The sequence below is a fragment of the Pseudactinotalea sp. Z1748 genome (assembly GCF_049725185.1).
Lineage (GTDB): Bacteria > Actinomycetota > Actinomycetes > Actinomycetales > Beutenbergiaceae > CALKWS01.
Window position 1 is genome coordinate 17451 of record NZ_JBMPQB010000010.1, and the last position, 20538, is coordinate 37988.

Below are 20538 nucleotides of genomic sequence, written 5' to 3' on the forward strand. Positions count from 1 at the left end.
CCACTCGGCCTCTACCCATCGCGGGACAAGGGCGCCCGCAAACCCACCAGAAAGTAACGACACATGAGAGAGATGAAGCGCAAGCGCCTGCTTGTGCCGGCCGCGCTGCTGACCGCCAGCGCCCTGGTACTGGCTGGTTGTGGCAACGGCGGCGACGGCACCGGCGGTGGCAGCGGCGGCGGTGGCGACACCGATCCTGCCGAGGGTGCCGCGACCTACGACATGGACGCCGTCTACGACATCAACGAGCAGCCCCGGGAGAACCTGCAGGAGGGCGGCCAGCTCACCATCCCGATGGGAGGCATGGGCCCGAACTGGAACGTTGCGGCCGTGGACGGCTACTACGGGTCCACGCTGGACATCATGGCCACGATGCACAACATCAGCGCCTGGAAGTCCGACCCGCTGGGCCAGCCGGTGCTGCACACCGACTACTTCCTGAACATCGAGGAGGAGTTCGAGGAGGACGGGACCCAGATCCTGCACTACGAACTCAACCCCGAGGCGGTGTGGAACGACGGCACGCCGATCGACTTCTACACCTACGAGCACACCGTGGCGATGAACCAGCACGAGGACTTCGACGCGGTCGCCTCGGCCCTGTTCAACCGGGTGGAGAGCATCGAGATGGGTGAGGACGAGTGGTCCTTCACCGTCACGATGGCAGAGGTGCAGAAGCCGATCACCTCGCTGTTCGCGGCCTACTCCATGGTGCACCCGGACGTCACCGACGCCGATGAGTTCAACGAGGGCTTCGTCAACGACCTCAAGCCCGACTACCGGGCCGGGCCGTTCATCCTGGACATCTACGACCGGGCGGCGAACACCGTCTCGGTGGTCCCGAACCCGAACTGGTGGGGCGAGGAGCCGGTGCTGGACCGGATCAACTTCGTCCAGTTCGAGGCCTCGGCCACGATCCAGGCCTTCCAGAACGAGCAGACCGACGCGGTCCAGATCAACAACTACGACCGCTACTCCGAGGTCACCAACTGGCGTGAGCCCGGCGATGGCTACCAGATCCGCCGCGGGCAGCACATCGGTGACGGTGGATTCCTGTTCAACGCCGATGCCCGCAACCTCGACGACGTCGAGGTCCGCAAGGCGATCTTCCAGGCGATCGACCGTGAGCAGCTCGCCGAGGTGCGCTTCCAGGGCTTGAACTGGGAAGAGGAGATGCCCGGGTCCTGGCTGTTGATGCCGTTCGACCCGCGGTACCAGGACAACTACCCGGTCGAGGACGCCGACCCCGCGGGCGCGCGTGAGACGCTCGAGGCGGCCGGATGGACCGGCGAGGAGGGTGAGATCGTCACCAACGAGGCCGGTGAGCCGCTGACGGTGCAGTTGTCCACCTTCGGTGACGACCCGACCGAGTCCGCCATCGCGCAGTCCTTCCAGACGATGATGCGCGAGGCCGGGATCGATGTGGAGATCTTCAACCGCGGTGCTGGTGAGTTCAGCGAAGCGATGAACACCCAGGACTTCGGGATCGTGATGTCCGGATACACCAAGGGCGGCGCGGACCCGACCAGTGGGCCCGGTTGGTTCTGGGGCTGTGACTACACCCCCACCGGTGTCTGCGACGACGACATCGACGAGTGGGTCGCGGCTCTGCCCACGATCCTGGACGACGATGAGCGCGCCCTGGAGACTCTCCGGATCGAGCAGGAGGCCATCTCCCGCCACTTCCACTTCCTGATCTACTACAACGGTCCGAACATCTGGGCCTACCGGGACGGCCTGGCCAACTACGGCCCGCGCCTGTTCGAGACCGTCGACTGGACCAAGGTCGGCTGGGAGGCCGACGCCGGGCACGACGGCACCGACACCGGTGTGGACGTGGACGACCTCGATGAGGACTCCGAGGCCGATGAGGAGGACGACTCCTGATCACCGGCGATGGTCGAACCGGCACGACCGGTGAGCAAAACGCAGCCGGGTCCCGGCACACACGGTGACCCGCACCGGGCCGGTCCGGACCACTACGGTCCGGGCCGGCCCGGCCCGTTTCCTCTACCGTCTGCCACACGATGGTCACCCAAAGTTCCCGCATTCCGGAGAAAGACCGATGACTCACACCTCTGCACCTGATCACGCCAGCGCGCCGCGCGGCGCCCGGACCGCCGTCGGCGTCGGGGCCGTGGCGGTCAACGACCCGTTCTGGTCCCCACGCCAGCAACAGTTGCGCACCATCACATTGCACGCCCAGTACGACCATCTGGTCTCCACCGGTCGGCTCGGGGCACTGTCGTTGACCTGGACCCCGGACAGCGGCGAACCCACCCCGCACCCGTTCTGGGAGAGCGACATCGCCAAGTGGATCGAGGCTGCCAGCTACTCCCTGGCCACCCACCCTGATCCGGACCTGGAGGCCAAGGTCGCCACGACGATCGAGGCCCTGGCCGGGGCGCAGCAGGAGGACGGCTACCTGAACGTCTACTTCACCGTGGTCAAGCCCGGTGAGCGCTTCACCGACCTGCGCGATGCCCATGAGTTGTACTGCGCCGGGCATCTGATCGAGGCTGCCGTGGCCCACTACGAGGCCACCGGCAAGACCACCCTGTTGGAGGTCATGCGCCGCTACGCGGACCTGCTGGTGCAGGTCTTCGGCCCGGGCGGGCAGCGCGAGGGCGGCTACTGCGGTCACGAGGAGGTCGAACTGGCCCTGGTGCGCCTCTACCGCGCCACCGGCGAACGTTCCTACCTGGATCTGGCGCTGACGTTCCTGGACTCGCGCGGCACCGAACCGCACTACTTCGACCTCGAACAGCAGCGGCGCGGCACCCCGGGCTACTTCGGTTCGATATTCCCCCAGCGGGACCGTCGCCGCACCCAGTTCCTGGAGTACAACCAGTCACACGCCCCGGTGCGGGAGCAGACCGAGGCCGTCGGCCACGCGGTGCGCGCGATGTACCTGTACTCCGCCATGGCCGATGTGGCCGCCGAGACCGGTGATGACACCTTGTGGCAGGCCACCGAGCGGCTCTGGCAGCACCTGACCAGCAAGCGCATGTACGTGACCGCCGGCATCGGCGACTCCCGCCACAACGAGGGCTTCAGCCACGACTACGTGCTGCCCAACGACAGCGCCTACGCCGAGACCTGCGCGGCGATCGGCCTGGTGTTCTGGGCCCGGCGGATGGCCACCTACAGCGGCGACGCCCGGTACCTGGAGATCCTGGAGCGGGCGCTGTACAACGGCGCGATCGCCGGGATGAGTGCCGACGGGTTGACGTACTTCTACGACAACCCCCTCTCCAGCAACGGGCACGTAGCCCGCCGGGACTGGTTCGACTGCGCGTGCTGCCCGCCCAACCTGGCCCGCCTGGAGGCCTCCCTGGGCAGCTACGCCTACAGCCTGGGAACCGATGAGGTGGCTGTGGACCTGTACCTCGGCTCCACCCTGACCTGCCGCATCGGCGGGGCGGACGTGGCGGTCGAGCAGCGTGTCAGCGCACCCGTCGGCGGACCGGTCTGCTTCACCATCAGCACCGATGCGGAGGCGACCTGGGCGCTGGCGCTGCGCTCTCCGTCCTGGGCCGAGCAGATGACGGTCCGGGTGAACGGAACGGCGATCGAGGCCGAGGCCGACGCCAGCGGCTATGTGCGTGTGCACCGGACCTGGGCCGACGGCGACCGGGTCGAGGTGGACTTCGAGGTGCCCGTGCGGCGTCTGTACGCCTCGGCCAATGTCGGCGCTGCCGCCGGGCGTGCCGCCTTGGCCTATGGCCCGTTCGTCTACTGCGTCGAGGGGTTGGACGTGGGCGTGCCCGCACACGCGGTGGTGCTGGGAGAGCAGACCCCGGCCCCCGTCGACGCCGGCGATGGATCCGTCCCCGCGTTGGCGGGACCGGCGTGGGCCCAGGTTCGTGGCAGGGCTGACGACGATCAGTTGTACTTCACCTCCCCCGCGCCCCGGCAGGAGCAGGAACTACGCGCGGTGCCGTACTACACCTGGAACAACCGCGGCCAGTCCACCATGGCGGTCTGGCTGCAGGAGGGCCTGGCCCAGCGCTGAGCGCCCGTGTCGAGTAGCACTCCCGAACCGAACGAGGCCGGCCCAGCGGGATTCCCGCTGGGCCGGTCTTTTCGTGTTCGCGCCCGGACGCGCCAGGCAGCCGGGACGTGCTCACTCAGGTGAGTCCCGCCGTCGTCAGTCCTTGCCGGTCTGCTCCCCCAGTGCCGGCAATACCACCCGACGACGGGGCTCGATGTTCCCCGCCCGGTCGGTGGCGGCGTACTCCAGCACCTGCTCGGTGTCGGTCAGGGCCCGCACGAACGCCTCGGAGAAGGTGCCCCAGAACGTTCCGGGCCCCTCCCACTGGATCCGCTCAACCCCCGAGACCTCGTCGGTGGCGGCGAAGGTGACCTCCACACTGCTGCCCAGTTCGCGCACCTTGACGGCCGACTCCGGGGGCTCGGTGTCAATGCTCAGTTCCCGTTCGTCCCGGTTCTGACGGCCCTGGCCATCACTGACCCGGGCTCGGACCTGGTGGGCACCCTCTTGGTCCAGCGTGAAGGGACCTGTGTAGGGCTGCCATTCGCCGTCGTCGATCTGGACCTCGATGCTGAGGCCGGCCTCACCGGGGCCTTCCTGGCCGTTCTGGGCATCCAGGTGCACCGCACGCACCACCACCGTAGGTGTAGTGGTGTACCAGCCGGACGGGGCGGCCTCCTGCTCCACCTCCACGGTGACCACCGGTGGGGCCTGGATCTGTGCCCAGCCGGCCGGCAGCAACCAGACGGTGTCGGAGTCCTGCTCACCGGCCTGCCAGGTGATCGCATCGCCATCGCCGGGCTCGGGTCGCACCTGGGCCTGGCGCAGGGTGCCGGTGCCGTCCACATCGGCCCGCGCCGCGGTGATGAGCACGAGTTCGGCCTCATCCCGGCCGAGTACGCCCTCGGTACGGGCCTGGCCGACCACGGTGGCCACCTGGGCGAGGAAGGCCTGCCGGTCGACGAAGACCCCCGGCTCCCAGATGGAGTCCAGCACCGTGACTCCGGCCGGCCGCATCCGGTTGGGCACCTCGGTGTCGGTGCCGGCGAAGGTGATCGTGGCATCGGCCCGGCGCACGTACATGTGGTACCGGGTGTCCTGGCCGGAGTAGGCCGGCTCCCACGTCATCCCGGCGTAGGTGATGGTGCCCTCGGCCGCCAACTGCGCCAGCAGGTCCGACGCCGGAGCCTCGGTCCGCAGGCTGCCGTCCAGCAGGCGATTGCCCGCCAGGGGCAGCGGCACCTGGGTGGTCTCCTGCGACCGGGCGAGCAGCACGGTGGGGCCCAGTTCCAGGCTGTGCACGCTCGGGTCGTCGATCGTGGGGACCGACCGCAGGGTGATCGGCACCTGCACGGAGATGTCGTCGCCGTCGTGCCACCGACGCTGCAGGCTCAGGTACTCCCCCACCCGGGCGGACTCCTCCACCACGGCGCCGTTGACCAACACCTGCACCGGACCGCCGGCCGCGTCGGGGATCCGCACGTGCACGGTCAGGTCCTCGCCGTCGGCCCCACCGGCAGGTGCGTCGAAGCGGATCTGCACAGCACCGTGCAGCGGGTACTGCCCCCGCACCGTCACGTTCAGCACGGCGGACTCATCTGCGCCGGCCCGGTTCAGAGCGGCCGGGAACAGGTGGTTGATCCACAACTGCCCCGCTGCCCGGTGGAACAGGCCCTCGCCGTACTTGACGTGGTTCTCCAGGCCGGTGCCGCCGCAGCAGGTGCCGATGTTGTTGAACTCCCGTTTCGCCCCGGGGTGTACCGGGAACATGTAGGTGACCTCGGGTGAGACGTCGGAGTCCTCGGCCTTGCGGGATCCGAGAATCTGGTTCAGTACCGTGCGCTCGGCGTAGTTCATGTACTTCGGATCGAGCGTGTGGGCGAACAGGAGCCGGGCGATCTTGAGCAGGTTGTAGGCCGCGCAGGTCTCGGCGTTGCGGTTGCCGATGTCCCCGGCCACGGTGTTGGCCGGTCCCCACAGCTCGCTCTCCCCGGTGCCCCCGTGGGCGTACATGCGCCCGGGCACGACGCAAGCGAAGATCTCGGCCGCGGCGTCCAGGTAGCGTCGCTGCCCGGTCAACTCGTACTCGTGCACGTACCCGACCAACTGCGGCAGGTGCTGGTTGGCGTGCATCCCGTCGAGGATGTCGGTGCCGCTCGAGCCGGCCTCGAGCAGGTTCTGCTGGTCGAAGAACTGAGCGGTGGCTCCGAACTCCTCATCCTGCGCCGCCACTGCCAGGCGTGCCAGGGTCTCATTCATCCCGCCGTACTCACCGGCGATGTACAGCGACCACATCTTCTGGATCTGCGCCGGGGCCAGCCGGGACAACCGCGCGTGCACCCACTTGCCCATCGCCGTCACGATCCGCAGGGCCTGGAGGTTGCCGGTCAACTCGTAGGCATCCAGCAACCCGGCCATGATCTTGTGGGTGGTGTAGTAGGGGGCCCAGATCTCCCCGTAGGGGGCGTAGCCCTCCAGCCGGGAGAACTGCCACTCCCCATAGGCGGCCAGAAAACCGGGGTGGGAGTATCGGCCGGTTGCGGCGAGAGCGTCCTGGACCTGCCCGAGGCCCTCGACGAACTCGCTCACCTTGGCCCGCAGTTCTTGCTCACCGGTGCTGGCATAGGCCATCGACAGCATGGAGAGGAAGTGCCCGGCGTAGTGTCCGCGCAGCAGGTTGGCTGTCTGGGCCTTCTCCCGGCCCGGGTAGTCGCTCTCGCTCCAGGGCTCCTCGTTCGGGTGGCTGTAATCCTCCCAGTTGCCCGGCGGCTGAGCGCCGTGGGTGTCCAGGCCGGCGTTGATGCGGAACACCGCGAGCAGGCGATCCAGCGGGTAGGTGCGGGCCAGATGGAGCATCCGGTCACGGCTGGCGGCAAACACGCTGTGGTCGGCCACGACCACAGCGGAAATCGGATAGGGGCGGGCAAGCGGGCCGGCCGCAGGCACAGCGCGATCTTGGGTCTGGGTCACGTCGTCTCCAGGTTGGGTGAGTGTTCAGGCGGAGGGCATGTGCTGGCGGGTCCACTGCTCGATGCCCTCGGCATCGATGGGCAGTGCCTCGGACAGCACCTCGGCACCGGTTTCGGTGACCAGCAGGTCATCCTCCAGCCGCACGCCGATGCCACGCAGTTCCGGTGGTACGGACAAGTCGTTGGTGTGGAAGTACAGGCCCGGCTCCACGGTCATCACCACGCCGGGCTGCAGGTCGGCGCCCATGTAGTCCTCCCACTCGGCCTTGGAGCAGTCGTGCACATCCAGGCCCAGGTGGTGCCCGACGCCACAGACGATGTAGCGCCGGTGCTGCTGGCCCGCCGGGGACAGTGCCTCATCGACCGAGACGGGCAGCAGGCCCCAGTCGTGCAGACCCTGGGCCAGCACCTCCATGGCGGCGAAGTGGAAGTCCAGGTAGTTCACCCCGGGGCGGACGTGGCTCATCGCGATCCGGTGGGACTTCTCCACCAGATCATGCACCTGGCGCTGGGCGGGGCTGAAGGTGCCCGAGGGCGGCAGGGTGCGGGTGACGTCGGCGGTGTAGAGGCTGCGGGCCTCCACCCCCATGTCCAGGAGCAGCGCCCCGTCGGGGAGGATGGGGCCATCGCACCGGGTCCAGTGCAGCACCGGGGCATTGGGTCCCGAACCCACGATCGTGGAGTAGCCCGGGCCGTTGCCGTGCGTACGGGCATGCCGGTCGAAGGTGCCCTGCAGCCAGCGCTCCCCCAGGCCTTCGTTGATGGCACGGGGGATCTCACCGGCAACGGCGGCGAAGCCGCCCACGCTGGCATCGACGGCGTGGCGCAGCTGGGCGATCTCCCAGTCGTCCTTGATCATCCGCAACTGGGCCAGCGCGCGGCCCAGTTCGGCCGAGACGTCCATCGAGTGGCTGCGGCGCAGGGTCTCGGGCACCACCGCGGTGGCCAGCACCGGACCATTGGTGGAGGTGATGGTCCCGGAGGTCTCCAGTTCGGCGACGGCACGCACGGCCACGTCCAGGGCCTGGGACCACTTGCTCAGCCCCGGGGATGCGCCGACCCAGAGTTCACCATGCATCGCGTTGCTGAAGAAGCCGTTCTCGCCCGGCCGGAACGGCGGCGGGAGGTAGACGGTGGTCTCATGGCCGCCGCTGACCGGGGTCATCACCACCACGGCGCCCTCTACCTGCACCCCGGTGAGCCAGACGAAGTCGCTGTCGGCGCGGAAGCCGTAGGCGCAGTCGTCGTTGCGGATCGGCGCGGTGCCCGCTGCGGCCACGATGGTACGGCCGGGCAGAGCGGCACTGAGCCGACGACGGTGGGCCGCCGCCGCCGGCGCGGTACCCTCGGGCAGGTCCACCGGGATGGGTTCGGAGCCCCAGTGCTGGGCGATGTAGTCGGTGAAAGCCGGGATCTGGTGCAACCGCGGGGGGCGGGTGCCGGCGTAGGGGGGCTTGGTGGCCGGGCCGGCCTGATGTGCTGTGTGCGTCATCGCGCTTCGGTTCCTGTTTGTTCTCCGCCGCGGTCACGGATCAGTTCGCGCAACCGCGCGAAGGTCCGTTCGGCGCCGATGCCGTCGTGTTCGAACTCGTTGGTGACCCAGTACTGGGAATTGCCCAGCCCGGACAGGGTGTCCAGTTGCAGGTGGGCGTCGACGTACATGTCGTCGTAATAGACCGCCGCGGCCACCGGGACCTCGTTGGCGGCCAGGGCGTCCGGGTCGTACAACCGGGACCAGTTCTCGCGGCGGGCCAGCTCGTTCACCGCCGGGGCGAAGCCGCGCAGCAGGCGGACCTCCTCGAACATCCACGGGAAGGCCATCTCGCCGGTGAACAGCAAGGGGCGCCTGTCTTCGGCGAACTCCGGGCGCCGATCACGCTCGGCCTGGGCAGCCCACGCGGTGGGGCCCGAACCGACGTCACCGTAGATGGACTCCTGCAGGGTCCAGAACAGTGGGTTGCCGGCGGAGGAGGTGCGCGCCTGGACCTGCTCCAGGAAGCCGGTGGAGAGCCGGCCCGGTCGCACGAACGCCCCCTCGAGCAGCCAGTGCATCCGCTCGAATCCGGGCTTCATGCCGAAGTCGATACCCAGGGACTGGAACCTACGCACGGTGAGCCGGTCGCCGTCGGGCAGTCGGACGTCGTTGGCTTGGAGGTGGTCGGCGATCGCGGCCACGGTGTCGGCGTCGGCCGGGTATCGGCGGTAGAACTCGGCGGTCTTGTCCTGCACCCGGGTGAAGGTGCGGCGGTAGACCTCGGCGGCCGCCGGTGGCGTTCCCGGGACACCGCCGTGGATGTAGCAGGCACTCAGGGCCTGCGGGGCGACGGAGAGGTAGGTCAGCGTGATCCAGCCGCCGAAACTCTGGGCGATGGTGGCCCACTTGCGACCCTCGTACAGGGTGGTGCGCACGTGTTCCAGGTCCCGCACGATCGAGTCGGCGCGGAACTTGGCCAGGTAGTCAGCGCCTGCTGCGGCGTCGCCGCGATGCTGCACGTCGGTGGCCTCGATCGGTGTGCTGCGACCCGTGCCGCGCTGGTCCACCAGCACGACGCGGTAGTTCGCCAGCGCCTCGGCCAGCCAGCCGCCGGAGCCGGTCAGCGGGCGTGGGTTCGCACCGCCGGGGCCACCCTGGAGGTAGGTGATCAGGGGCAGGTCGGCGTCACGCCGGTCGGGGTCGACGAGTTCGCGCACGAAAACCTCGATGGTCTCCCCGCTCGGCTCGTCCCAGTCCAGGGGAACCTCGATCGTTCGTTCACTCACCCACATGCCGGGCATGGAGTAGGTCCGGGGCGGTTCGGCTCGAGTCACGCAGCATTCCTCCGTTAGAAAACCTCAATGGTATGTACCATTTCACACCCATTGACCGTCGTCCACCGGGCTCGCCCCGGTGCGCACCTCGCACCTCCCGCCCACCGCGGCACCGGGCACCGCCCTGGCGCCCACTCCAGGTGACACCTCTCGATCGCCCGCGAGCCAGCGGGGTGCGCGACCGGAGTCACCGCACCCCACCGGCCTCAGTGTTCGGGCCGGTGGGCGAGCGGCTCGGGTTGGAAGGGGGTCAGTGGGCGGGTCGTGGGACCAGGTCGACCGCTTGCATCTGGGCGCGCACCGCCAGTTCGGCGGCCTTGAAGGCGTGCTCCTGGGTCATCGCGTTCTCGGTGCGCGCCAAGCAATCACGGATCAGTTCGCCGAAGTAGGGGTAACCCACCTTGCCGTGCACGTTGAAGTGGGTCTCTTCCTCACCATTGGCCAGGTACACGTGCCCCGGACCATCGGAGGTGGTGATGTTCATGTACTTACGCTGCTCGATGAACCCCTCGGTGCCGAGGATGAAACTGCGCCCATCACCCCAACCCTGCAGACCGTCGGGGGTGAACCAATCACACCGGAAGTACCCACTGGCTCCGGTATTGGTCACCAGCATCGCATCACCGAAGTCATCCAACTCCGGGTGATCGGGGTTGTGGTAGTTCGCGATCTGGGACCGCACCACCTCGGCGTCGCTCGAGCCGGTGTAATGCAGAATCTGATCGATCTGATGCGACCCGATGTCACACAAGATCCCCCCGTACCGCTCCCGCTGGAAGAACCACTCCGGACGCCCCCCAGCACCAAGACGGTGCGGGCCCATCCCGATCACCTGGACCACCTTGCCGATCGCGCCGGCCTCGATCAACTGACCGGCGAACACCGAAGCCTCCACATGCAGACGCTCGGAGTAATACACCGCGTACTTACGCCCGGTAGCCGCCACCGCCTCCTTCGCCGCAGCCAACTGATCCAACGTCGTCAGCGGTGCCTTATCGGTGAAGTAGTCCTTCCCCGCATTCATCACCCGAATCCCCAACGGGGCCCGATCCGCAGTCACCGCAGCACCGGCCACCAGATGCACCTGCTCATCCTCAAGGACCTCGGCCTCGCTGCGTGCCTCGCGCACGTCGGGGAAGTTCTGCTTGAACGCAGCGACCTTGGCCGGATCCGGGTCATACACCCACTTCAACTGCGCCCCGGCGCCGATCAATCCTTGGCACATGCCGTTGATATGGCCGTGGTCCAGGCCGATCGCGGCGAACACGAACTCCCCCGGCCCCACCACCGGCGCCGGCATCGGATCAGGGGCGTAATTCGCCCCGTCGGTTGCACTCATCATCTTCCTTCCATCACGAGCGGACTAAAATACTCTTTGGGCGTCTTGGCGGACAGTTGGGGACTGTGGCTGCAACCCTCCATTGTGATTGACACCCCTCAACACCTCCGGGCGACCGCACCCGTGGGGACGGACCGGCCGCACACCCGGTCTTCTTGCGGTCTTGCGGCCAATGCGAGGCTGGCCTACACGAGCCTAGTGTGTCGCCGTCCACGGTCGGGGCAGCAGGAGAGGTCCCATCGTGACCGCGCGGGTGGCGGGGTAGGGAAAACCCTCCCCTGGATTGACCGGCCAGCACCGTAGCAGCCAGAACCGGGCCCGCGTAGCGTTCAGGATGTGAAAACGAAACTGATCACCGCCTGGTCACGGGCCGTTGACCTGTTCCTGGACTTCATCGTCGGAACGTTCTGGGTGACGCTGTTCCTTGTCCTGATCGCCGCAGGTATCCCGCTGATCCTGCTGGCCGGCTTGGGCGTGCTGTTCCTCCTGGGTACCGCCGCGCTGACCCGTGTGAGCGGCTCTGCTGAACGGCACCGGGCGATGGCCCTGCACAACGTGGCCATCGAGGCACCCCTCCGTCGCCGCACCACTCGCACCGACTGGCTTCGCCCCTTGGCCCAGGGCCTGGTCGATATGACCGACCCGGTCACCTGGCGAACCCTGGCCCACCACCTGATCACGATGCTGGTGGGCAGCGGAATGATTCTGATCCTCGCCGGCGGAACCGGCCTGGTGGAGTGGCTCACCTTGTCCGCGAACGTCGGCACCCTCTCCTGGGTGATGCCGGTGGCAGCCGGGCTGGCCACGTTGCTCCTGTTGGTGCTGTACGTGGTCTACATCGGCCGGCTGGACGAGGCCGCCTCGGTTGCCCTGCTGGGTCCGAGCCGCTCGGCGGCGCTGGCCGGGCAGGTCAACCAGTTGGCGCAGGCGCGCAAGGGCGCGGTCAGTGCGGCCGACACCGAGCGGCGCCGCTTCGAACGTGACCTGCACGACGGCGTTCAGCCGCGGCTGGTCTCCACCGCAATGACCCTGGGCATGGCCAGGCACCGCTTCGACGAGGACCCGCAGGGTGCCCGCCAGTTGCTGGATGAGGCCCACGAGGAGATCAAGGAGTCGATCACCGAACTGCGCCATCTCGCCCGCGGCATGCACCCGGCGGTCCTGACCGACCGTGGCCTCGATGCGGCACTGTCCGCGGTGGCCTCCCGCAGCCCGGTCCCGGTGCGCCTGGAGGTGAACCTATCCGGACGCCTCGATGGCGAGACCGAGGCGGTGCTTTACTTCGTGGTGGCCGAGGCCCTGACCAACATCGCCAAACACGCCGGGGCCACCAGCGCACACGTGCAGATCAACCGTCGCGAGGGCGCAGTCTGCGCCCGGATCATCGACAACGGGCGCGGGTCGGCCTACGTCACCCCCGGTGGGGGCTTGAGTGGCATCGGCGACCGGGTCCGTTCCGCCGGCGGCACGTTCAACCTGACCAGCCCCGAGGGCGGTCCCACCGAGATCGAGGTACAGGTGCCATGCGAATCGTAATCGCCGAGGACGCCGTCCTGCTGCGTGCCGGACTGGAGCGCCTGCTCAGCGACGCCGGCCATGAGGTGGTCGCCACCGTGAGCACCGCCAATGAACTGCTCCGCGCAGTGGACACCCACAGCCCGGACCTGGCGGTGGTGGATGTCCGGATGCCCCCGACGTTCACCGACGAGGGCATCCGGGCCGCGGTGCTGATCCGGTCCCAGAACCCCGACACGTGCGTGCTGGTGCTGTCCCAGTACGTCGAGGAGCGCTACGCCGCCGAACTCATCGCCAGCGACACCGCCGGCCTGGGGTACCTGCTCAAGGACCGGGTGGCCGATGTGAGCGATTTCCTGGACGCGGTTGCCACCGTGGGAGCCGGTGGCACTGCCCTGGACCCGGAGGTGGTCGCCCAGATCCTGGTGCGCTCGCGCCGGGCGGGCGAACTCGCGGCCCTGACCGCCAGGGAACGTGAGGTGCTGGCCGCGATGGCCGCCGGCGCCGCCAACCGCACCATCGCCGAGCAACTGCACATCACCGACGGTGCGGTGGAGAAGCACATCTCCTCCATCTTCACCAAGTTGAACCTGTCCAGCGAGGCCACCGGCAATCGGCGCGTGCTTGCGGTGCTGCGATACCTCCGGCACGAGAACGGGGGGACATGACGCCGGGGCCCCGAAACCCAGCGCCGCAGATACCCCCGCACGTCGCCGGCCAACCGCACGCCGCGCCGGCGCAGATACCCCCGCACGTAGCCGGCGCCCGCGTCGTCGGCGCACCGCCACTCCAACCGACCTTGCCTGAGGACCCACGATGACCGCCACCGCAACACCCCAGCCCATCTCTTCCCCGCCGTCAGGCACCCCGCCAGCGCGGCCCAACAGCGCCCTTCGCGCCGCCCTGCTCCTGATCGGCACGGTGCTGCTGATCGGCCTCCTGGTCCCCACCGGGGTGCGGCTGGTCGCACTGGCCACGCACGAGAACCAGAGCGGCCTGCACCAGATCACCGAAGATGTGGACAGCGTCTCACTGCGCACCGTGGCCACCGACGTGCAGGTGCGATACGCCGATGTGGATCGGGCGGAGTTCGAGTTCAGCCAGAACAACCCTGGCCTGATCCTGCGGCACAGCGTGCGGGGCGGGGAACTCTCGATCGTGGTGGAAAGGCCTGGCCGGGGTCTGGGGATCCTCACCCCGTCGCTGTCCTCCCGCGGGATGAGCAACGTCGAGGTCACCTTGCCGCGGGACTCGGCCGGGGCGGACCTGGACCTGCGCACCACGGCCGGGGATGCGCAACTCGAGGGTGACTTCGGTGGGCTCTCGGTGAATTCCACCGCCGCCGATGTGCGCCTGGCCGGAAGCGCTGATTCCCTGCGGGTGGACAGTACCGCCACCGACATCGTCGCCCGTGACCTGGCCGTCTCCGGCCCGGTTCGGATCGACATGACCGCAGGGAGGGTGAACTTCCACGGGCCTGAACTGCCCTCCTTGATCAACGTGGGCACCACGGCCACCGACGTGTTGTTCGAACTGCCGGCCGGTGACTACGAGATCCGCACCAGTACCACCGCTTCGACCCTGACGCAGGATCTGTCCAGCACCGTCGGCGCCGAGCGCATCTACGAGTTCCGCAGCACCGCGGGCGACCTGCACCTACGCGAACGCCCCTGAGCACGGCCTCCGCCGCTTCGGCGTCGGGCCGCTGCCAGGTCTCTGGCCCAGGGCGACGCTCGTGGCCGAAGGCGAGTGCCCGAACACTCGCGTTCGGCCTCAGGCGTCGCTCTCGGGGCCACGCGGCGACGGGGCCGGCAGGCCCGGGGGCCGGTGGGGGCGGGGGCCGGCTGGTGGCGGGGGCCGGTGGGCGCGGGGGCCGGCTGGTGGCGGGGGCCGGTGGGCGCGGGGGCCGGCTGGTGGCGGGGCCGGGGGGCGCGGGGTTCCGTCCACAGGCCTGCGACGGCGTGAGACCGTCCACAGCGGCTACCTGCGTGGGCCAGTTGAGGGCCCGGTCCGGGCATCGTGCCGTGATGTCGAAACCCTCCCCACGCGTGCAACTGGCCGCGGATCACCCGGTCGGGGCGTTGCGTCAGCCGCACCGCTCCGGCGACCTGGTGCGCATTCGACGCGGGGCCTACGTTCCCGCCACGGCGCAAACCGATCTCGCCGACAGTGTGCTGAACCGCTGTATCGCCGTCGCCCGTCAGTTGCGGGTGCGGTTCGCCTTCAGCCATGAGACCGCGCTCGTGTTGCACCGACTGCCTTCATTCGCGGCAAATGCCGATGTGGTCCATGTGGTGCACCAACGACGGCCCTCCAGCACACGAGCTCCGGACGTGACCAGGCACACCACTGGATACCTACCCGATTCAGACATCACGCTGGTGCACGGACTTCCGGTCACCTCACCTGAGCGCACACTCCTGGACTGTGCTCGGACACAACCACCTACCTATGCGCTGGCCGTGGCCGACGCTGTGATCCGCCGCCTCTCCGGGACCACACGGTTCAACTGGCCAGAGCACGCCCAGCGGGAGGAACAGATCCGCGACCGCTGGAGGACTCGCATCGAGGCGATGGGCCCGGTGCGAGGAGTGGTGCGGGCCCGGGCGGTCCTTGAGCACGCCGATGGTCGCGCGGAGTCGCCCGCTGAGTCGCGCGTCCGGTGTGTGGTGCTGGCCGAAGGCTTCCCGTCGCCGCAGTTGCAGGTGCCGGTCCGCACGGGATCCGGCCTCTACTTCCCGGACCTGCTGTGGTCGGGACAGGCCGTTCGAGCGCCTGGCGCAGTGTCGCCCTGGAGTACGACGGCGTGGCCAAGTACAGCGAACGCGAGGACTTGTACGCCGAGAAGGTGCGCGAGGACGCCCTCCGCTCGGTGGGCTGCCTGGTCCTCCGGGCCACCAGAGCAGACCTTCGCGATCCACGCCGGCTGCTGCGCGACCTGCGATCGCACGTGCCGCAAGATCCGGAGGCGGCGAAGCAGCGCCGAGCCCTCCGGGCCACACAGTGAACGCGCGCAGCCAGCTGCGCTGCCGCCGAACCGCCGAACCGCCGAGCCGCAGGGCCGCAGAGCCGCAATCGTCCCCGAGAACGACGGCTATGGCCCAACGCGACGGGCAGGACACTCGACCCCGGCCATAAGCGTCGCTCTCGGCGAACTTGATGGGGCGGTGGGGTGCGGGGGCCGGCGGTGGGGTGGGGGTGGGGGCCGGTGGTGGGGGTGGGGGCCGGCGGTGGGGGTGGGGGCGTCGTCCGCGGCGGACCTGGGAGGCAGGATCGTATATGATGCTGGGTGCCGGCAGGGCCGGCGCGCGAGCAGGGGCAGGCACCACCGGAGGGAGCACAGTGACCGGACTCGTCGCGGTCTCCAAGTCCGAGATGGTCTACCAACGGGTACGCGACCGGATCCTCACCGGCACCTACGGCGCGGGATACCGGCTGGTGCTGGACAAACTCGCTCGAGAGTTCGAGGTCAGCCCCGTCCCGGTCCGCGAGGCGATCCGTCGCCTGGAGGCCGAGGGGCTGGTCACCTTCACCCGCAACGTGGGCGCCGAGGTCAGCGGAGTCAACGAGCGCGACTACACCGACGCCATGCAGACCCTGGCCTACCTCGAGAGCGCGGCCACCGCCCTGGCCGTTCCCGCACTGAGCGCCGAGCAGGTCGCCGAGGCAACCGAGGTCAACGAGCAGATGCGCCACCTGCACCACGGGGACTTCGACCCGGTGCGCTTCACCGCGCTGAACGAACGCTTCCACCGGGTGCTCTGCGGGGCCTGCCCGAACCAGCGCCTGCTGGACCTGGTGGACCGGGAGTGGCAGCGGATGGCGATGATCCGCCGATCCAGTTTCATCCGGCTGTCCTCGCGCCCGGCGGTCTCGATCGCCGAGCACGACGACCTGCTCCACCTGATCCGCACCAAGGCGCCGGCGGGCGATGTGGAGCAGGCCGCGCGCGCCCACAAACTGCGCACCATGGAGGAGTTCCTGGCCGGCCGGAACGGCGGCACCTGACACCGCACCGTAGGGACCGCCCAGCACAGCGAAGGACGACGACGAGCACCGTGGACGATGACGACCGGAGGTTCCGTGCCAGACAAGCCAGACACACAAGGCCCCACCGCGTCCACGCACACCCCCACCGTGTCCATCGCGGTTGCCGAAGTGATCCGCGAACGCGCCGCGCACCTCTTCGGCCTGCTGGGCAACGGCAACGCCCACCTGGTGAGCCATCTGACGAGTTCCGGCTTCCCGTTCACCTCCGCCCGCCACGAAGTCGCCACCGTGACCATGGCCGACTCCTACCACCGGGCCACCGGGCAGATCGCGGCGGCCACCACCACCTACGGCGCCGGCTTCACCAACACCTACACCGGCCTGGCCGAGGCCGCGCGGGCCCGCGTCCCCCTGGTACTCATCACCGGCGACGCCCCGTCGACCGGCCTGCGTACCTTCGACGTCGACCAGCCCGCGGCAGCGGCCGCCGTCGGCGTGGCGACGCTCACCGTCACCCCCGCCACTGCCGTTGCTCTGACCCACCGTGCCTTCGACCTGGCGCTGCAGACCCGCCGTCCGGTGGTCCTGGCCATCCCCCACGACCTGGGCACCGTGCCACTGCCCGCCGACGACCTGGGCACCGTGCCACTGCCCGCCGACGACCAGCATGCCCACCGGGCACCCTCGGCCGACTCACCCGGGGAACTCGCAGGCCATCGGAGCACCGACACCGGCCAGAAGCCCCCTCCCCTACCCGCGCCCACCACCGGCCCCCCACCACCATCAGCCGAGGACCTGGACCGGATCGCCGAGGCCCTCCGCGCCGCGCGCCGCCCCCTGATCCTGGCCGGCCGGGGCACGGTCCTGACCCGGGCGGGCAACGACGTCCGCGCGCTGGGCGATCGGCTCGGTGCGCTCTTCATGACCTCGGTGATGGCCGCGAGCGTCATCGACAGCCCGTGGAACCTCGGTATCGCCGGTGGCTTCACCCGCGCCCACCGCCTGAAGGTCGCCCGCCGGGCCGACGTCGTGCTCGTGCTCGGCGCGAGCCTGAACCCCTTCCAAACCCGCTACGGCACCCTGGTCGCGGAAGGAACCCGGGTGATCAGGGTCGACGACGAGTCCCCGGCCGACCATCCGATGGTCACCGACGCCGTCCACGCCGATCTGGTGCCGGTACTGCGCGGACTGCTGGAACGACTGCAGCAGGCCGATGGGGCGCGCACCTGGCGGGCCCACGTTCCGAAGGTGGCCTCGGCGCAGTTCCGATCCGCGCAGATCGACCCCGCCGAGTTCACCCCGGCCGAGATGGCCGCTACGGAGGGCACCGGATCGGTAGAAGGGGTCGAGCTCTGCGCCGACGGCCGGCTGAACCCCCGCGTCGTGGCTGCCGCACTCGACGGCATCCTCCCCGCGGACCGATCGGTGGTCACCGACGGTGGCAACTTCATCGGGTGGGCACCGATGTACTTCACCGTCCCCGACCCCCACGCGATGGTGCTGCTGGGCACCGCATTCCAGGCGATCGGGCTCGGTTTCGGCTCCGCCGCCGGTGTGGCCGCCGCCCGCCCGGACCGCACCACCGTCCTGGTCACCGGCGACGGCGGGGCACTGATGGGCCTGGCGGACCTGGAGACGCTGGTGCGCACGGCACACCGGGCGGTGGTCGTGGTGTTCAACGACGCCGCCTACGGCGCTGAACTGCACCAGTACGCCGCCACTGGTCTGCACGATGCGGCGATGCGTATCGATGAGGTCGACTTCGCCGCGCTCGGCCGCGCCTTCGGTGCCGAAGGCATCAAAGCGCGCGCGCTGGCGGACCTGGACGTCCTGCGTCAGTGGCTGGCCACCCACACCGAGGGCGTGTTCATTCTCGATGTGTCCATCTCCACCGAGGTGATGGCCGACTTCCTGGCCGCCTCCCTCGAGGCCAAGTCCACCCGCGACGAGCGCTGACTTCGCGGCACGTGGACCGAGTACGCACCGAGGCGTGCGCGCGCCCAGTCCAAGATCCGCGAAGTCAGGGGATCAGGCCGGCGGGCGCAGACTGGCGGCGAAGAAGTCGGCCAGGTCTGCGGTCGCCTCCAGCGGGAGCACATGGGCGACGTACTGGTCCGGACGGACGACGACGACGGCGCCGCCTCGGTCGATCTGGCGGATGTCGAAGATGTCCTCGCCCTCGATCACCCCGTACACCTTGTTGTAGTCGAGCAGATCGAAGGGCCCCACGGTCGGTTTGAAGGCCGTGGGCACGGCGTTGATGTCGACATCGTGGTGGACCTGCTGATAGATCACCTTGACGTCGAAGGTCGCGTCGTCGTCGCCCTCGGCCGGGGTGAACCGCACCACGGGCGAGTCCGGCGCGGTGCCGAGCCAGTGCGCGAACCTGCTCAGCGCCGAGTCCTGCCCCGCCGCCCCGGCGTCGGCGAAGGCATAGATGCGCCAGCGCCCGTCGGCATCGGCCAGGTGGCCCAGGTGCACCGGGTTGGCGTCGCAGACGCGCACCACCCGCGCGGACTTGAATCGCTTGCCCACGGTGAAACCTTCGGCGAGGCCCTGGTGGGTGGCCGCTCCGGTGATCATCGACGGTTCGTACTCGGTCATGAAACCGGCCGGGAACTCGAAGGTCTTGACGTAGAAATCCTCCAGTTCCGAGGGGTCCTCGAACTCATCGGCCGGTTTGGCCATCAGCGTGGACCATTCCCGGTCGAAGTCGATGAGGTTCTGGGCCACCACCTGCCGCTCGGCCGAGTAGGTGGCCAGCAACGATTCCGGGCTGCGCCCGTCCAGGACGTACCCGAGTTTCCAGCCGAGGTTGAACCCGTCCTGCAAGGACACGTTCATGCCCTGCCCGGCCTTGGCGCTGTGGGTGTGGCAGGCGTCCCCGGCGATGAACACCCGCGGCATCCGCTCGCCCTCGGCCCCGGCGGGCACGTCGTCGAACTTGTCGGTGACCCGGTGGCCCACCTCGTACACACTCCACCAAGCCACGTGTTTGACGTCCATGGAGTAGGGATGCAGGATCGCGTTGGCCTTGGCGATGATGTCCTCGATCGGCGTGCGTCGGATAGTGGCGGCGCGGTCGGCCGTGACCTCCCCCAGGTCCACATACATCCGGAACAGGTGCCCGCCCTCGCGAGGGATGTGCAGGATGTTGCCCCCGGAACGGGACTGGATCGCGCACTTCAGCCGGATGTCCGGGAAGTCGGTGGTGACCAGCACGTCCATCACCCCCCAGGCGTGGTTCGCCTGGGCACCCACGTGGGTGCACCCGATCTCGGTACGAACCCGGCTGTGCGCGCCGTCGCCGCCCACCAGGTACTTCACCCGCACCGTGCGCTCCTGCCCCTGCCGGGGCCCGGCGGTGTAGCGCAACCGCACCTGTACGGGGTACTCGCCCTCGCCCACGGTCAGTCCGAGGAACTCCACGCCGTAATCGGGCCGCATCCGCGTGGGCGAGTTCGCCATGTACTCGTTGAAGTAGTCGATGATGCGTGCCTGGTTGACCAGCAGGTGCGGGAACTCGCTGATGCCGGTGGGGTCATCGGCCGGCCGGGCGGTGCGCACGATGTGCTCCGGGTTCTGCGGGTCCGGCTTCCAGAACGCCATCTCGGTGATCCGGTAGGCCTCCTCGGCCAACCGGCCGGCGAAGCCGAAGGCCTGGAAGGTCTCCACGCTGCGGGCCTGGATGCCGTCGGCGTGGCCCATCTCCAGCCGGTGCGGGCGCCGGTCGATGATTCGGGTGTGCACGCTGGGGAACCGGGACAGTTGGGCCGCCGTGATCGTGCCGGCCGGCCCGGTGCCCACCACCAGGACGTCGAAGACGTCGGGGATGTCCTCGGGGCGGTCCAGGCCGACCCCGGCCGCCGGTTGGATGCGTGGGTCGGTGGTGACGTACCCGTGATGGTGGAACTGCACTGGGA

At 69.1% G+C, this 20538-nt stretch carries 13 protein-coding genes; 8 read left to right on the forward strand and 5 right to left on the reverse strand.

Annotated elements, in window-relative coordinates; genetic code table 11:
• Window positions 1-63: 63 nt before the first annotated feature.
• Window positions 64-1887 carry an ABC transporter family substrate-binding protein gene (locus ACO0LU_RS17145; protein WP_424792566.1) on the forward strand — a complete coding sequence of 608 codons (1824 nt, stop codon included), beginning with the start codon at window positions 64-66 and terminating at the stop codon, window positions 1885-1887.
• 178 nt (window positions 1888-2065) lie between these two features.
• Window positions 2066-4015 carry a glycoside hydrolase family 127 protein gene (locus ACO0LU_RS17150; RefSeq protein ID WP_424792567.1) on the forward strand — a complete coding sequence of 650 codons (1950 nt, stop codon included), beginning with the start codon at window positions 2066-2068 and terminating at the stop codon, window positions 4013-4015.
• Window positions 4016-4150: 135 nt separating this feature from the next.
• On the opposite strand, the gene ACO0LU_RS17155 is transcribed toward ACO0LU_RS17150, so the two are convergent.
• The 4 genes from ACO0LU_RS17155 to ACO0LU_RS17170 all read right to left on the reverse strand — a co-directional run bounded on the left by ACO0LU_RS17155 (window position 4151) and on the right by ACO0LU_RS17170 (window position 11110).
• Window positions 4151-6964 (reverse strand): beta-L-arabinofuranosidase domain-containing protein, encoded by a 2814-nt coding sequence (locus ACO0LU_RS17155; RefSeq protein ID WP_424792568.1) that lies wholly within the window; start codon window positions 6962-6964, stop codon window positions 4151-4153.
• A gap of 24 nt (window positions 6965-6988) precedes the next feature.
• Complete coding sequence (locus ACO0LU_RS17160) at window positions 6989-8455, reverse strand: aminopeptidase P family protein (protein WP_424792569.1); 1467 nt, start codon at window positions 8453-8455, stop codon at window positions 6989-6991.
• Entirely contained in the window at window positions 8452-9738 is a 1287-nt protein-coding gene (locus ACO0LU_RS17165; protein ID WP_424792653.1) for an alpha/beta fold hydrolase, read from the reverse strand. Before ACO0LU_RS17165 ends, ACO0LU_RS17160 begins: the two co-directional genes overlap by 4 nt.
• 283 nt (window positions 9739-10021) lie before the next feature.
• A complete protein-coding gene (locus ACO0LU_RS17170; RefSeq protein ID WP_424792570.1) occupies window positions 10022-11110 on the reverse strand; it encodes a Gfo/Idh/MocA family protein in 1089 nt (362 codons plus the stop codon).
• 336 nt (window positions 11111-11446) lie between these two features.
• Here ACO0LU_RS17170 and ACO0LU_RS17175 point away from each other — a divergent pair, with 336 nt between their 5' ends.
• From ACO0LU_RS17175 to ACO0LU_RS17200, 6 genes are all read left to right on the forward strand, one after another.
• Window positions 11447-12646 carry a histidine kinase gene (locus tag ACO0LU_RS17175; protein ID WP_424792571.1) on the forward strand — a complete coding sequence of 400 codons (1200 nt, stop codon included), beginning with the start codon at window positions 11447-11449 and terminating at the stop codon, window positions 12644-12646.
• Entirely contained in the window at window positions 12634-13293 is a 660-nt protein-coding gene (locus ACO0LU_RS17180; protein WP_424792572.1) for a response regulator, read from the forward strand. Before ACO0LU_RS17175 ends, ACO0LU_RS17180 begins: the two co-directional genes overlap by 13 nt.
• Window positions 13294-13441: 148 nt before the next feature.
• A complete protein-coding gene (locus ACO0LU_RS17185) occupies window positions 13442-14299 on the forward strand; it encodes a DUF4097 family beta strand repeat-containing protein (RefSeq protein ID WP_424792573.1) in 858 nt (285 codons plus the stop codon).
• A gap of 1075 nt (window positions 14300-15374) precedes the next feature.
• Entirely contained in the window at window positions 15375-15632 is a 258-nt protein-coding gene (locus ACO0LU_RS17190; protein WP_424792574.1) for a hypothetical protein, read from the forward strand.
• 335 nt (window positions 15633-15967) lie between these two features.
• Window positions 15968-16633, forward strand: a complete 666-nt coding sequence (locus tag ACO0LU_RS17195; protein WP_424792575.1) for a GntR family transcriptional regulator — start codon at window positions 15968-15970, stop codon at window positions 16631-16633.
• A gap of 129 nt (window positions 16634-16762) precedes the next feature.
• Window positions 16763-18571, forward strand: coding sequence for a thiamine pyrophosphate-binding protein (locus ACO0LU_RS17200; protein ID WP_424792576.1), 1809 nt, complete (start codon window positions 16763-16765; stop codon window positions 18569-18571).
• Window positions 18572-18643: 72 nt separating this feature from the next.
• Here ACO0LU_RS17200 and ACO0LU_RS17205 read toward each other — a convergent pair whose 3' ends face one another.
• The gene (locus ACO0LU_RS17205) at window positions 18644-20533 is read right to left on the reverse strand and encodes an FAD-binding monooxygenase (RefSeq protein WP_424792577.1); all 1890 of its coding nucleotides are present in this window, start codon (window positions 20531-20533) and stop codon (window positions 18644-18646) included.
• Window positions 20534-20538 lie beyond the last annotated feature (5 nt).

Bases quoted from the DNA above. Each gene is read 5' to 3' on its own strand.
- ACO0LU_RS17165 (WP_424792653.1), bottom strand. From the start codon at position 9,738: ATGCCCGGCATGTGGGTGAGTGAACGAACGATCGAGGTTCCCCTGGAC.
- ACO0LU_RS17185 (WP_424792573.1), top strand. From the start codon at position 13,442: ATGACCGCCACCGCAACACCCCAGCCCATCTCTTCCCCGCCGTCAGGC.
- ACO0LU_RS17145 (WP_424792566.1), top strand. From the start codon at position 64: ATGAGAGAGATGAAGCGCAAGCGCCTGCTTGTGCCGGCCGCGCTGCTG.
- ACO0LU_RS17170 (WP_424792570.1), bottom strand. From the start codon at position 11,110: ATGAGTGCAACCGACGGGGCGAATTACGCCCCTGATCCGATGCCGGCG.
- ACO0LU_RS17180 (WP_424792572.1), top strand. From the start codon at position 12,634: ATGCGAATCGTAATCGCCGAGGACGCCGTCCTGCTGCGTGCCGGACTG.
- ACO0LU_RS17150 (WP_424792567.1), top strand. From the start codon at position 2,066: ATGACTCACACCTCTGCACCTGATCACGCCAGCGCGCCGCGCGGCGCC.
- ACO0LU_RS17160 (WP_424792569.1), bottom strand. From the start codon at position 8,455: ATGACGCACACAGCACATCAGGCCGGCCCGGCCACCAAGCCCCCCTAC.